The sequence below is a fragment of the Arcobacter sp. LA11 genome (genome assembly GCF_001895145.1).
GTDB lineage: Bacteria > Campylobacterota > Campylobacteria > Campylobacterales > Arcobacteraceae > Halarcobacter.
The window spans coordinates 275,917-291,026 of sequence record NZ_BDIR01000001.1 but is presented as its reverse complement, the minus strand read 5'-3'; the positions used below and the strand labels follow the sequence as shown (position 1 = coordinate 291,026).

At 28.5% G+C, this 15,110-nt stretch carries 10 protein-coding genes; 3 read left to right on the top strand and 7 right to left on the bottom strand.

Annotation, left to right across the window (positions count from 1 at the left end):
• Window positions 1-34 precede the first annotated feature (34 nt).
• Genes BT997_RS01520 through BT997_RS01500 form a run of 5 tightly spaced genes read right to left on the bottom strand, consistent with a single transcriptional unit; the run spans window position 35 to window position 6,997 of the window.
• Window positions 35-1,705, bottom strand: a complete 1,671-nt coding sequence (locus tag BT997_RS01520; RefSeq protein WP_083568364.1) for a sensor histidine kinase — start codon at window positions 1,703-1,705, stop codon at window positions 35-37.
• Window positions 1,689-3,335 (bottom strand): ABC transporter substrate-binding protein, encoded by a 1,647-nt coding sequence (locus BT997_RS01515; protein ID WP_072679616.1) that lies wholly within the window; start codon window positions 3,333-3,335, stop codon window positions 1,689-1,691. Before BT997_RS01515 ends, BT997_RS01520 begins: the two co-directional genes overlap by 17 nt.
• Window positions 3,328-4,014, bottom strand: a complete 687-nt coding sequence (locus BT997_RS01510; protein ID WP_083568361.1) for a response regulator transcription factor — start codon at window positions 4,012-4,014, stop codon at window positions 3,328-3,330. The genes BT997_RS01515 and BT997_RS01510 overlap by 8 nt, the downstream gene beginning before the upstream one ends.
• A 36-nt stretch (window positions 4,015-4,050) precedes the next feature.
• Window positions 4,051-4,596 (bottom strand): hypothetical protein, encoded by a 546-nt coding sequence (locus tag BT997_RS01505; protein ID WP_072679615.1) that lies wholly within the window; start codon window positions 4,594-4,596, stop codon window positions 4,051-4,053.
• 10 nt (window positions 4,597-4,606) lie between these two features.
• Window positions 4,607-6,997: a molybdopterin-dependent oxidoreductase gene (locus tag BT997_RS01500; protein WP_072679614.1), complete on the bottom strand. Its 2,391-nt coding sequence runs from the start codon at window positions 6,995-6,997 to the stop codon at window positions 4,607-4,609.
• A 216-nt stretch (window positions 6,998-7,213) separates the two neighbouring features.
• On the opposite strand from BT997_RS01500, the gene BT997_RS01495 reads away from it, so the two are divergent.
• From BT997_RS01495 to BT997_RS01485, 3 genes are all read left to right on the top strand, one after another.
• Window positions 7,214-8,392, top strand: a complete 1,179-nt coding sequence (locus BT997_RS01495) for an Opr family porin (protein ID WP_072679613.1) — start codon at window positions 7,214-7,216, stop codon at window positions 8,390-8,392.
• A gap of 364 nt (window positions 8,393-8,756) precedes the next feature.
• On the top strand, window positions 8,757-9,347 hold the full coding sequence (locus BT997_RS01490; RefSeq protein WP_083568358.1) for a DUF2238 domain-containing protein: 591 nt from the start codon (window positions 8,757-8,759) through the stop codon (window positions 9,345-9,347).
• Entirely contained in the window at window positions 9,348-9,902 is a 555-nt protein-coding gene (locus BT997_RS01485; RefSeq protein ID WP_072679611.1) for a hypothetical protein, read from the top strand.
• A gap of 3 nt (window positions 9,903-9,905) precedes the next feature.
• Here BT997_RS01485 and BT997_RS01480 read toward each other — a convergent pair whose 3' ends face one another.
• On the bottom strand, window positions 9,906-10,760 hold the full coding sequence (locus BT997_RS01480; protein WP_072679610.1) for a DMT family transporter: 855 nt from the start codon (window positions 10,758-10,760) through the stop codon (window positions 9,906-9,908).
• An 804-nt stretch (window positions 10,761-11,564) separates the two neighbouring features.
• On the bottom strand, window positions 11,565-15,035 hold the full coding sequence (metH, locus tag BT997_RS01470) for a methionine synthase (RefSeq protein ID WP_072679608.1): 3,471 nt from the start codon (window positions 15,033-15,035) through the stop codon (window positions 11,565-11,567).
• Window positions 15,036-15,110: the final 75 nt, after the last annotated feature.

Here is a 15,110-nt window from a genome sequence, read left to right as displayed (position 1 = left end):
GATAATAATGTGTTAATTTTTATATTTGAAAAGTTTAATTCTTATGAACTTTTATTGTAAATAGGGCTCCATCGTCTTCATTTCTTACATTTATAAAACCATTCATATTTCGTTCAATAATATTTTTAGACATATATAAACCTATTCCTGTACCTTGTGTTTTATGTCTAGTAGTAAAATATGGTTCGAATATTTTCTCTATTATATCCTCATCTACTCCTCCACCATTATCTTGAATTTTTACAATTGCATAATTTTCACCATTTTTTATTTCAATATTTATAACAGGTTCTTGAATATTTCGTTCTAGTAATATATCTTTTGCATTACTTATTATGTTCAAGATAACTTGAGAATATTCGTTTCTATATCCAAATACATTTGAATCTTCAAGGACATCAAAAGTTAGTGATATTCCATGATATTTTAAAGAAGAGGCAAGTATAAAATGGGCATCTTTACAAGCTTTTTCTATAGAAAAATTCTCTTTATCTCCTTGAGGATTAAAAAAGTTTTGAAAGTCTGAAATTGTACTTGACATGTATGAAGTTAAAGTATTTGCTTCTTTTATTTTACTATCTAAATACTCTTTCGTAAATTTTTTAAAATCGTAAGTTACTTTCATATTCATATGAATTGCAGATATCTGAGCTAAAGGTTGTCTCCATTGATGGGCTATATTTCCAATCATTTCACCCATTGATGCTAACTTTGACTGTTGAATTAAAATTTGTTCTTGTTCAAGTCTTTTATTAATCTCTTCTTGTATCTTAAATTCAAAATTATCAATCATATCATTAATCATATTTTTTAATTCATGTAAAGCAGAGTTATTTGTTTTTTCACTAAGTCTAGTTCCTAGATTTCCACCTTTAATATTTTCTAAAACTCTTGTTGCATTTTTAATTAGAGCTTCATTTTGTTCTATATTATTTTGAACATTTGAAACATTTTGATTAATCATTTTTGCCATTTGATAAAATTCATCTTTCGAGTTTATTTCTATTTTTTCAACTGCAGTTTTTCTATGATTTAAATACTCAAAAAAGTTTGATAAACCTTTTTGAACCCTATGAATTGAGTTGATAATATTACTTGAAATAAGCCAACCTGTTATAGTTGCTAAAATAAGAACAATTACAATTACCATAAGAATCTCAAATCTAACATCTTTTGCTTCTTTAGAAGCTTTTGTATACGCAATTGTTGAATTATTTAAAAATTTACTTTGTATTTCAAGCAACTCTTCAACCAACAGATGAAACTGTTTTCTACTAGAAGTAGTTACATTTATATAAGCACCTTCTTCAAACTCTTCTTTTAAATATTGTTTAGTATCACCTATTAGTCTTTTATACTCTACCCAACCACTTTTTATGTTTTTGTTTTCAATAATTAAACTATCAAACTCTTTTTGAAGCTGAAAAAGAAGAATATCTAAATCTCTTTGTATGGATTCTCGTATTTGACTATTTGGTGCCATTACTAAAGACTGAGTTAACTCTCTTAATCTATATAAAGGAGTTATTACTCTATTTTGTAAAGATAAAACTGCTTGAGACTTACTATGTACTACTTTTAAAGTCTCTTTACTATCTTCACTAAGATTGATTGATTTATATGCTAAAACTGATATTGAGATACATAATATTAAAAAAAGAACTCCCAACTTAAACTTGATATTTATTCTATTTATTGACTTCATTTTTAATTCTTTGTGGTTTTACTGGAGTATGAAATTTTTCAGGATACTCTTTTTGTTTTCTTAATGACCAGTGATTTTTTGTAAGCTCAATTTTCCATAAAGGAATCATACCGCCCTCATAAGGTTCATAAACAACTTCTTTATTTACAGCTACTACTTTATTGTGAGAAGGCACTCGTAGAGTATATGCCATATCACGTGCTCTATAAAGTATTTTTTCAACTATAGATTCATACTCTTTTGTATTTACTTTTGTTTCAAAATATTTATTGATATACTTATTCATAACAAAATCATTTTTAATTGTAGACCACGGAGAGTTATTCTCATAGATAAAAAATACTGTCCAAGGATTTTGGTAATACCAGTCATCATCACCCCAAATAAGCAAATCCCACTCTTTTGAGTTCTTATTTGCCCTTGTTGTTAATAATTGTTCATAAATATCTTTTTCACTATTTGTTATTATATAATTTAATTTTACACCATACTGTTTTAATTGAAATTCAATACCTTTCCATAAAAACATAAACCTATCTTGGGTAAAAATATTTAAAACTAAATTATCTAATAATCTGTTCTTTTTCTCTTCGCTAAACTCTTTTTTGGTATATTTTTTTTTATTTGCAATTTTCTTTACAACTTTATAATTTATTGAAGTTGAAAAAGGAGAAATCTTTCCCTCTTTTTTGTATACAAAATTCAATAAATTTTCTTGATTAAGGGCTTGATTAAGAGCCTGTCTAACCTCTATATTTTTTAACTTTTCATTTCCATTTATTAGATTGAAAAATATTAAAAAATTGTTTGTAGATTCTTTTATCACAAGCTTTGAATATTTAGACATGACCACATTTATTTTTTTATTAAAAGGAATCGGTGAGATATCTAATACACCTTCATAGTTTACGATACTATCTAAAGCATTATTCATATTTAACTGCGTGTATACTGTTACATTTTTTATTTTAGGAAACCTTTTATCCCAATAATATGGATTTGCAACCAGCTCTAACTTATCTGTTTGCTTTTCACCTAAAGCATAACCACTTTTAAGAATATATGGACCCATTCCATAAGGACCTGGGACTTTATTTGCACTACCTGTTTGGGCACCTTTTGGACTAAACTTTTCTAGATATTCATCAGTATAAAAATATACCCTCGCAAGATCATATAAAAACATTTCATATTTTTTATTCAAACGAAGTTGAACTTTGTACTCATCAATTTTTTTAATTGAAAACCCAACCTTATCAATATTTGTATATAAAATTGGATACTTTATAAAATTTTCTAAATTTCTAATCACATTATCAATAGTAAAATCTGTACCATCTTGAAATTTTAAATTCTTTCTGATTTCAAATATATAAGTAAAATCATCAACTCTTTTATGTGATTTTGCTAAATCATACTCCCAACCTCTTTTATTATCAAAAGAACGTAATAAGCCTGAGTTTGTATTTTTTGAAATATATGAATAAGGGATAGAAGGAAGAAATACTTTTATGTGAGAATTTGGATTCATTTTCACTGCAGTATTAGATTTAGAATAATCGACTCTAAATACTGTATCTGCATTTAAAACTGAAAAAAAGAAATATATAATTAATAAGATTCTACACAAGACGATACCCCACTCCGGATAGATTGAATATCAAATCAGTAGGAAGTTTTTTTCTAAGGTTTCTAACCAAAGAACGTAAGGCACTATCAGTCATAATATCATCACCCCATACCTTATCTTGAAGCTCTTCATATGTAACTACCCTATTTTGATATGATATTAAAACCTCTAAAAAAAGCAACTCTTTTTTATTTAAAATAACATGTTCATTTTTATACTTTAGTTCTTTTCTATCATAATCATAGATATAGTTTTCATCAACTTTTAGGGAAACTTTTTTATTTGAATCTAATATCTCTACACATTTATCTAAAGTTTCAAAAAGTTCATCTATATCTACAGGTTTTATAATATATTTTTCCATATGTAGTTCTACAGCTTCTAATAAATATTTCTTATCAGTATGTGCTGTTATCATTATTACAGGAACAGTTCTATTTTCTTTTCTAATTTTTTTTATGAATTCTATACCATCAACTATTGGCATATGAATATCACTTAAAATTATATCTGGCTTTTTTTCTATATATATATCATATGCTTCTTGACCATTAGCGGCTTCAAAAACATCTTTTACATAATAACTTAAAGAATCAGCAATATTTTCTCTAATACCAACCTCATCCTCAGCATAAAGAACTGTCATGCTTTTTAATTTATCAAAAAAATCTTTATTCACGACATACTCCTTATTTGTTATCTAATAATATCAATATTACTCTTCTTCTTTAATAATACCATCTTTAGCAAAAGTCTTTAAATATCTTAATATTGCAATCTCTTCTTCAGGTGTTGGTTGAGCAAAACCTTTCATACTTAAATAAAGCCCTTCCCACTCAAGCATTGTATGGCTTCCAATTTCTGGTGAAGCATGACATTGTGAACATTTTTCTAAGAAAATTTCTTCTCTTTCTTCCCATGCATCATAGTAATCTTCAGATAATTTATCTTCTTTAATATTTAAAGATAAAACAACCTCTTCAATATCACCTTTTTTAGATACTTTTACAATCTTAGAATCTTTTACATCTGCAATTTTTAAAGACAAGTTCTTTGTTGCATAAATTTCTGTAGAATCTACTTTTCTAAAACCTTTTAAGCTAGAAACTGCATCTTTTTTTTCTAAAACAATTCCAGATTGAACATCTGCTTCACTTAATTTCAAGTCCTCTGTTAAGTAAACAGTAGAAGCACTTAAACTAAGTGTTCCCACTGCATAGATACTTAAAAGAGCAATTATTTTTTTAATATTTACTCTCATCATTTATCCTTTAAGATAGAATAATCTTTGGTGAAATTGCCACATCATTTGGTTTTACTTCACCTTTATATGGTTTAACTGCAACAAGTGTAGTATTTACCGACGTTGCTTGTGCCATTGTTGATGTTGGTCTAGAAGATGTTAATACATTTACTTGACCATTATTACATAAAGATTTGTTTTCTTTTGGATTGACTGGCATATACCAAGCACCCTCTTCAATTGCAGCAACACCTGCTCTAATGTCATTAGTTACAACAGCACCAGCTAAAATTCTTCCTCTGTTATTATAAACTTCAACTAACTCACCATCTGTAATACTATATTTTTTAGCATCAGCTGGATTAATTCTAATTGGCTCTCTTCCATTTACTTTATGGAATCTACTTACCCAAGTATTATCTAACTGTGAGTGAATTCTATAAGTAGGATGAGGAGATACTAAGTGTAATGGGAACTCTTTAGATTCTTTACTTCCTAAATATTCTGCTGGTTCAAACCAAGTTACATGCCCTTTAAAATCTTTATATCCAAATTTTTCAAACTTATCTAAATATATTTGAATTTTTCCAGATTCTGTTTTAAGTGCATTTTTAACTGGATCTTTTCTAAATGCTGAGTGTCTTACAAATTTATAAGCCTCTTCAGGAATTTCATATTTCACATAACCTTTTGCCCAAAAATCTTCAAATGAGACAGTTTTAGAAGCATCAGTTTTTCCATATAAATATTTAATCCAATCCATTTGAGATCTTTTTTTAGTAAATTTTTTATGCTCTTTTTTACCAATTCTTTTTGCAATGTCTGCAAAAATTTCAAAATCATCTCTTGATTCATATAATGGTTCAATAACTTTTCTCATTGCATATACGTAATCTTGAGAATAAGAACCACCAAATGTTAAATCATCTCTCTCAAAAGTAGTTGTTGAAGGGAATACAACATCTGCCATTCTAGCAGTTGATGTCCACCATGGTTCATGAACAACTACCATATCAGGTTTTCTCATAGCTTCTACTAATTCATTTGTATCAGGATGATGACCAACTACATTTGATCCACAAACATACATCACATCAATTTTGTTATATGTAACTGGATTACCTTTATACTCAATAGTCTTTCCAGGATTTAATAACATATCAGAAATTCTAGATGCAGGAACAAAATCTTTTACTTTCCCTTTTCCTTGAGATAAACCTGGAACAATTTTTTTACCAGATCTTGCTTGTCCACCACCAGCATAATGCATAGAGAATCCAAAACCTTGTCCTGGTAATCCAATTTTTCCAAGCATTGAAGCTAAAGTAATAATACCCCAGTCAGCTTGTTCACCATGATGTGCTCTTTGATTTGCCCAGTTTCCAGAAAGGAATGTTTTTTTACTTACAAATAACTCTGCTAATTCTTTGATTTTCTTAGCAGGAATTTCAGTAATCTTAGCTGCCCACTCAGGAGTTTTATCTATACCATCTTTTTTACCTAATAAATAAGGTAAGAATTTATCAAAACCATCAGTATATTTCTCTACAAACTTTTTATCATATTTATTTGTTTTATATAAGTGATTCATCATAGCTAACATTAAAGCAATATCAGTATTTGGTCTAATTTTAATCTCTTCAGCTCCAAAGAATTTTGAAGATTGTGTTGAAATTGGGTCAATTGAGATAAATTTAATTCCTGATTTTTTATACTTTTTAAAGTAATCATCATTTTTTCTATTTGCAACTGCAAAATCAATTTTATTGTCTTTTAGCCAATCACATCCCCAAAGTACTATTACTTCTGAATTTTCTAAAAATTGCTCATGTGCAGTTTGTAAAGAATAAACTTCCATATCTCCAACAATATATGGATTTACTTGCCCTGCTGCACCATTTGAGTATTCACCATTTGTTCTAACAGCTCCACCAATTGAGTTAAAAAATCTTCCTGTTAATACATTTGATCTAGATACACGACCTGGATGTCCCCATCCACCATATGAACCATTATAAATATTTTTATTTGGTGTATCTTTTAATTTTTTAGCAACTAAATCTAAAGCTTCATCCCAAGATACTCGAACAAACTCATCAGCACCTCTTAACTCTTTATTATTAGCTTTTCCTTCTAAAAATGACTTTCTTACTACTGGATACTTAATTCTACTTGGAGAATATACTCTATCTATAAGAGCTTTTGTAAGAACAGTAGGACCTGCATCTGATTCTTGTGGTTCTAAATCATATACTTTTCCATCTTTTACTTTTGCATAAAATGCACCAAAGTGAGTTGCATGTGGAATCTTTTTAGTAATATCTAAACTACCAAGAGGATTTGCATTTAAAGCAGATGCTCCAACAACTGTTGCAGTAGCTGCACTACCTTTTAAAAAGTTTCTTCTAGTGATTTTCATTTTCTATCCTTTTTCAATCTTTATAGTGAAATTGTATTAAGAAAAAATCGAAAAAAAATCGAATAATCTCATAAAATATCAAAAATGAGACAATATTTAATTTTTTCTTATATTTTTTTATTAATCGATTTTTTTTCGATTTTTTTAATTTAAGATTTCAAAACTCAATAATGAATATCTGTTCAAAGACCAGATAATCACAACAAAGGATAACAAATGAAAAACTTAAAATTAAGTATAATTGCTTCTTTAGCAATTGGACTATGTACTGTTTCAAATGCATCTTCTTTAGAAGAAGCTTTAACAAGTGGTAAAGTAAGCGCAGAATTCACCGTAACTTATGAAAACAGAAAAATGGATGAGGAATTAACTAAATGGAATAATTATTATAATGATACTTCATATTCTGTTGGTTCATTTGCACTTGGATATAAAACTGGTGTTTGGAATAATTTAAGTATTACATCAAAATTTAGAGCATATACTACTCTTTTTGAAGGTGGGAAAGGTGAAACACATTACAAAGGGACAGGAGATTCAGCAGAAAGATTCTGGGAAACAGGAGACAATGATGACGTTGATTTTGAATCACTTTTTCTTGAATATGGAACTCAAAATATCTCAATTAAAGCAGGTCGTCAAGCTTTAAATACTAAATGGTTAAATAAAACTCATGATGCCCTAAATGCCAATTTTAAATTTGGAGCAACTAATATTGAAGCAATTTGGACAAGAAGAATGGGAAGAGTTACATCTAGAGACTATAGACCATTAAGTGCATCAGATGGCGTATTTTTAAATAAAGTAGATCCAAGTAAAGGTGTATATAAAGTAGGAATAACTCATGATTTTGGTGAAGTTGATTTAATGGGATTTTATTTAACTGCTCCTGATGATAGAGATTTAATTGGTGGTCAAGTTGCATATGACAATGGAACTTTTGGAGCATCTGCACAATATACAGCTTATAAACCAGATGATTCTTCTTTAGAAGATGGTTCACACACAGAGTTAAAAGCATTTTATAAAATTGCTGGATATACAGCAACTCTAGGACATTTAATCACTTCAGATACTTTTAAACATTTCGGTATGGGTACAACAAATGCAATGGAAGAGGGAGATAAAATCTATACTCACGATGCAAAGACTACATACATTAAAATTAACAAAAAATTCGGAGACTTAAGTAGTACACTTATTTCTGGAATTACAGACTATGATGATGGAACAGTTAATGATTATTCACATAAAGAAACTACTTTATGGTTAGGTTATCCAATTACAAAAAATTTAAAAGGAAACTTAGGTTATACGTATGTTGATGCAGATGATTCAGACGCAGATGAAACTGATTTAAATCAATTAAATGTAACGCTTACTTATTCTTTCTAATTAAATCCCTCTCTTTGAGGGGTTTAATTGTATATAAACCTGTCTCTAGAAAATAATGTAAAGTGCCAACTTTAAGGAATTTTTGCGAATTTCACTCCTTGAATCTAGAGACAGGTTTGTATATTCTATTTTTTTTACATTATTTCAAAACTTTTTTTACATTTTTATTTTTTATAATCTAAAAGTAAAAAAATATAGGTGATTTATAAAACTGTCTCAACATCAATTATAGGAAAATTTTTGCGAATTTTAATCCTTTCTTCTCCTTGAGACAGTCTTATAAGTCACCTTCTTAATAAATATCAATCTCACTTTTTTAATTAAATAATAGTACACTTCTATAAATATATTAATAGGTTATATCTTGAAACAATTATGGTTAATCATTTTTTTTGCAGTTTTAGTATGGTCAGGAATCAATCCAAAAGACCAATTCACATGGTTTTTAGAAGTTTTACCAGCAATAATTGGTCTAATAGTAATCATCTTTACATATAAAAGTTTTAGACTTACAACTTTAGTTTATTCTCTAATATTAATACATTGTATTATTCTAATGGTTGGAGGGCATTATACATATGCAGAAGTTCCACTATTTGATACCATTAAAGAATTACTAAGTCAAGATAGAAATAACTATGATAAAGTTGGACACTTTGCTCAAGGCTTTATCCCAGCTATAATAGCACGTGAGATTTTAATTAGAAAAAATATCATTCCACTTGCAAAATGGCGAAACTTTTTTATAGTATGTTTTTGTTTAGGATTTTCAGCCTTCTATGAACTTATAGAATGGTGGGTTGCACTTCTAAGTGGAGAAGATGCTGAAGCTTTCTTAGGGACTCAAGGATATGTTTGGGATACGCAAAGTGATATGGGACTTGCATTACTTGGAAGTATTGTTGCGTTAATACTTTTAAGTAAGTATCATGATAAGCAAATAGAAAGAAGATAAATGGATTATTTTACATACAAATCATTCGCATATAATTTCAAAGCTTCATCTTTTTTTCTAAAAAATGCAGAAACTTCAAAAGAAGGTGCATATTATAATCGCCTTTCTTCTCTTTTATTTAGTGCATTAACATTAGAATCATATATTAATCATAAAGGTTATGAAGAATGTACTGATTGGGAGAAATGGGATAAAGAACAGAAACCATCAATAAAAAATAAAATTAAAAAACTATATACTATATATTCAAAAGATGTAAATTTCAATGATAAACCATTTTCAACAATTAATATTCTTTTTAAAATTAGAGATGAAATAGTTCATGGTAGAACATATATTATCAGTAAAAAAATTAAAAACCCTCCAAATAATTCAAAGGCAGCACAAAGTAACGTAGAATCAACTATAGAAAGATACTGTAAAATAAAAAAAGTCAAAAAATTTAATAAAGACATTCAATCAATTATTGAAATGATAAATGAAGATTCAAATAATAAAGTTTCAAAATCTAAACTCTGGAGTTTAGGGGGAGGTTCATTTCAAGTAAAAAGGTAATAGCTACCTATTTCTTTTCATAGTATAAATTGAATTCACTATCAAAGTTAAAAGAATAATAGTCCCTCCAATAAAAGTGTTTAAACTTGGTATTTCTTTTAAAAACATCCATACCCAGATTGGAGCCATTATAGTTTCTATAATCATAAGTAAACTAACTTCGCTAGCACTTATATACTTTGTTCCTACTCCTAATAAAACTCTCGATAATGGAGTTATTAGCAAACCCATTCCTGCAACAACAGCTAGATTATATAAATCAATTTCTATTGTATCTGCAATTATAAAAGTGATTAGAGATAATACTAACCCTGTTACTGCAGTTACTGCAACACGATTTATCTTTTTATATCTTGCTAAAAAAACAAAAACTAAAGAAAACGAAATAGTGCAAAAAAGAGCATATATATTTCCTTGTAAATTTCCTAAACCTAATTTATCATTAAAAATTATAAAAAGTCCTATAAACATAAAAAATGACGCATAAAAAATATTCTTACCAATCTTCTCTTTATAAAAAATATATGCAAAAAATGTGGAAAAAATTGCAGCCGTTCCAAAAATAATTACAACATTTGCAACAGTAGTAGTTTTAATTGCTGAAATAAAAAATATATTTGAAGTACCTGCTAATGTTCCACATAAAAGTAATATAGGAAAAGAAACTTTTATAATATCTTTTAAACTATCCCTTTCCTTTATAAAAAGTGTAAGAGATGTAGAAAAAAACATAAATATTCCAAGATAAAAAGAAAATGTAATGGGAGATATTGTACTAAGTTTTATAAATAAGGATTCTAAACTCATAATTAAAACACCTAGAGAAGTTATAATTAGACCTTTTGAAGTATTTATCATAAATTTTTTACCTTATTTTTGAAGATTCTTTTTTTCTTACATTATTTTATTCTATAATATATTTTCAAGTAAGGAGTAGTCTCCCTTTTTTGAGCTTACAGATTTTAATATAAAAGCCATCATCTTACCCTAATAAGATTGATGACTTTTATAAACTATTGCATGGTTTACGTCTATATCTATTAAAATTATCGATACAAAACTCTATATACTTGGTATTTGAATAAGATTTAAAAGTTTTAATTTTATATTTCTTGCAAAGCTCGCAATTTTTTTTAAAATAGCACTTTTTCAGACTTTTTGCACATGCTAAAATTTTTTGATTTGAGACTTGATGACAAATATAATAAATTACAAAACCTCTCTCTTTTTTGTTCTTTATATTAATTAGGCATAAATCAAAATTTTTTTTATTAAATTCATCCAAAAAAGAATCATAATCATTAACAACTGTTAAAACATACTTTTTTAATCTTATAAGTCTAGACTTTAAACCCTCATCCAATTTATCATATTCTATTAGTAGTATATTTTTAATCATAACTTAGCCTTTTATCCACTTTTCACAAAAGAGAATAATTCATCATAAAATATACTTAAAAAAAATCGAAAAAAAATGTAAAAATCAAGAAAATAAAAATAATAAGTTTAAAAACTTAATTTTAGAGTTAATATTCCTAATTTCTTACATTTTAATATATTATAATAACATTTCAATTTAGGAAAATACCTATTTGAGACTTATTGATTTTAATGTAGAGGTCATCACTTTTTTCCTAGAAAGAGTGATGACTTTTATTTATTTTAAATATTGTAATAGTTCGCTTTATGATGAGGAACTACAATCGCACAAGTAGATTGCTCAGGATGAATTTGAAAAGTTTCAGAAAGCTCTATTCCAAACTCTTCTGGATTTAATAAATCAAAAATATCACGACTCATCTCTAAATCAGGACAAGCTGCATATCCAGGTGAATATCTACATCCAACATACTGTTTCATCTGAACATCATTTAAAGTATGTCCCTCTTTTGGAACAATATCTAAATCAAGTCTAACTTGTTTATGTAGTACCTCAGCTAGTGCTTCTGCTAATTCAACTCCAAGACCATGAACTTGATAATACTCAGTAAATTTACTTTCTTTATATAAATCAGCTTCATAAGGACTAAGTTTATGTCCCGCACTTGCAAAAGTAAAAGCAACTACATCTAATCTATCATTTGCAAAGAAATCAGCAATACATCTATGTGGCTTTTTCTTTTGTCTTGGAAATTCAAATACTTTTATAGCTTTATCTAAAGACGGAACATTTTTTGCTTCCTCTTCACTATGGAAAGCATAATCTTCACTAAAAATATAAAGTTTATTCTCTTTTGAAATACAAGGATAATAAGCTAAAATTGAAATAGGATCAAATAATTCTTTGTCAATAAACTCTTCTTTTAATTTTTCATAAAGAGGTTTTACAACTTCTTCTTCATGTTTGATAAAATCTTCACTTTTTTGTTTACCTCTTTTGTATCCCCATCTTTGTCTAAATAATACTCTATGGTTAATCCATTTAAATACTAAGTCTTTATTTATAGCATTACCATTTTGTGCTACCCTACCCCATAATGGGGGAAAAGTAAAACTTCCATTTTCAGGAAGCTCTACATCTTCTTCATTCACAATAACTTCTTCAACTTCTTTTTTAGGAAGATTATCTTCATCATTTATTAAATCTGCTGCAAGTGCAGTATTACTATCTCCTGATTCAACTCTTTGCATAGAGACAACACCATCAAAAGCATCTCTACAATAAAATATTGGTCCATCATATAAAGGTCTACAATAATCATTTATAAACGATTTAGTTAAAGCAGCACCACCAAGAAGTACAGGAATATCTATACCTTGAGCTTGAAGTTCTTCAAGATTTTCTTTCATAACAGCAGTTGATTTTACAAGTAATCCACTCATACCAATTGCATCTGCCTTATGCTCTTTAACAGCAATAATAAAATCATTTAAATCAGCTTTAATACCAATATTAATTACCTTAAATCCATTATTTGAAAGAATAATATCAACTAGGTTCTTACCAACATCATGTACATCACCTTTTACAGTTCCAAGAACTAAAACTGTTTCAGAAGCTTTCTCTTCTTTTGGTAAATACGGATTTAAAGCATCAACTGTAGCTTTCATAGTTTCAGCACTTTGAAGTACAAATGGTAACTGCATTTGACCTGAGCCAAATAACTCACCTATGATTTTCATACCATCAATTAGCCATTCATTTACGATAACTTCTGGTTTTACTTGTAGTCTTAATTCTTCAACTAAAGGAAGCATTCTATCTTTATCCCCATCTAAAAGAAGTTTTTTTACTTTTTCTATAGGAGGTAAACTTTGATACTCTTCATCACTTTGCTCTTCAATATCACCAACATTTGAAAAATGCTCAATAAATTTAAATAAAGGGTCACCATCTTCTTGATTATCAAAAATTAAATCATCACAAGCTTTTTTATCTTCTTCAGAGATTTTATTTAGAGGTAAAATATGTTTAACATTTACAATAGCAGATGTTAGTCCAGCTTTTACACAATAGTCTAAATAGATAGAATTTAGGTATGCTCTTGCTTTTATATCAAGTCCAAAAGATATATTTGATAATCCAAGCGTAGTTCCAACTTCTGGATGTCTTATTTGGAATTCTCTAATTGCTTCCATTGTTTCAACACCAGCAGTTCTATACTCATCATCACCAGAACCAATAGTAAACGTAAGCATATCAAATACTAAATCATCAGGTTTAAATCCATGTCTATTTACACATAAATCATAAATTCTCTCAGCAATTCTTAGCTTGTCATCTTTAGTTTTAGCCATACCAACTTCATCAATTACAAGACAAACTAATGCCGCTCCAAATTTTTTAGCCAATTTACAAACAGCATCAAATTTTTCTTCTCCATCTTCAAGATTAACAGAGTTAATTATAGGTCTTCCACCTATTTGTTTTAGTGCAGCTTCAAGTGCTAAAATTTGAGTAGAATCTGGCATTAAAGGAAGTGAAACTTTTTGAGAGTAAAGTTCAACAACCTTATCCATATCTTCTCTTTCATCACGTCCAGCAAAACCAACAGATACATCAATAATATGTGCTCCAGCACGTACTTGTTGTTGACCAACAGATAAAGTTCCCTCATAATCATTTGCTTTAAGTAACTCTCTAAAAGCTTTAGAACCAGTTGCATTTGAACGCTCACCAATAAGTAATGGTGCTGGGTCTTGCTTTAAAGGAACTGTATTAAATAAAGAGGCTAAAGAAGCTTTTAAAAACCCACAAGGCTTTTTAGGAACTCTTCCTTTTACTTTATTTGATAAAGCTACAATATGTTCTGGTGTTGTACCACAACAACCACCTAAAAAAGCAACTCCATTAATATCTAAAAAAGTCTCTTGTAAAGAAGTGAACTCTTCAGGTCCCATTGGATAATAAGTTACTCCACCTCTATTTTGAGGGAGCCCTGCATTTGCATGGACTGAAATTGGGAATTTACAAACTTCACTTAATGTTTTTACATGTTTAAATACTTGCTTTGGTCCAGTACCACAGTTAAATCCAAGTGATAAAATATTAAAAGGTTCCATAATAGCTGCAATAGTTAAAGCATCTGTTCCAATTAACATAGTTCCTGACATCTCAATTGTCACAGAAACCATAACAGGTATTTCAGGATGAGTATCATTTAAAGCATGAAGTGCTGCTTTTATTTGTAAAGGATCTTGACAAGTTTCAAGTAAAAAAACATCTGTTCCACCATCTGCAAGTCCATTTGCAACAACTTTATAACCTTCATACATTTCATCATATTTTATATGCCCAAGAGATGGAAGTTTTGTACCTGGACCAATTGAGCCTAATACAAATTTTGGATTGTTTTCATCTTGGAACTTTTCACAAGACTCTTTTACAAGCTGAGCTCCAAGTTTTGAAAGTTCATAAGCTTTTTCAGGAATTCCATATTCATCTAAAACCCAAGGCATAGTTCCAAAGGTATTTGTAGTAATCAAATTTGCTCCAGAAGAAGCATAATCATCATGAATTTTTCTTAAAACATGTTGTGCAGTTTCATTTAAAAGTTCATTACATCCTTCTAAGTCTTGCTCTTCATATTGCCACTCTTCTTGCTTTATATCAGCAAGTTGCAATTGTGTTCCCATAGCACCATCTATTATTAGTACTTGGTTTTCAATTAATTTATTTATTTGGTTAATCATCTATCTAATCTTTATAAATTTAGTATATTTTATTTTGAGTTAAGAGAAGAGTATATTCAAATATGGATTAAAATT

What these genes read in the sequence shown, in the direction of transcription:
- BT997_RS01485 (WP_072679611.1), top strand. Translation starts at nt 9,348, where the DNA reads ATGGATTATTTTACATACAAATCATTCGCATATAATTTCAAAGCTTCA.
- BT997_RS01495 (WP_072679613.1), top strand. Translation starts at nt 7,214, where the DNA reads ATGAAAAACTTAAAATTAAGTATAATTGCTTCTTTAGCAATTGGACTA.
- BT997_RS01520 (WP_083568364.1), bottom strand. Translation starts at nt 1,705, where the DNA reads ATGAAGTCAATAAATAGAATAAATATCAAGTTTAAGTTGGGAGTTCTT.
- BT997_RS01500 (WP_072679614.1), bottom strand. Translation starts at nt 6,997, where the DNA reads ATGAAAATCACTAGAAGAAACTTTTTAAAAGGTAGTGCAGCTACTGCA.
- BT997_RS01480 (WP_072679610.1), bottom strand. Translation starts at nt 10,760, where the DNA reads ATGATAAATACTTCAAAAGGTCTAATTATAACTTCTCTAGGTGTTTTA.
- metH (WP_072679608.1), bottom strand. Translation starts at nt 15,035, where the DNA reads ATGATTAACCAAATAAATAAATTAATTGAAAACCAAGTACTAATAATA.
- BT997_RS01505 (WP_072679615.1), bottom strand. Translation starts at nt 4,596, where the DNA reads ATGAGAGTAAATATTAAAAAAATAATTGCTCTTTTAAGTATCTATGCA.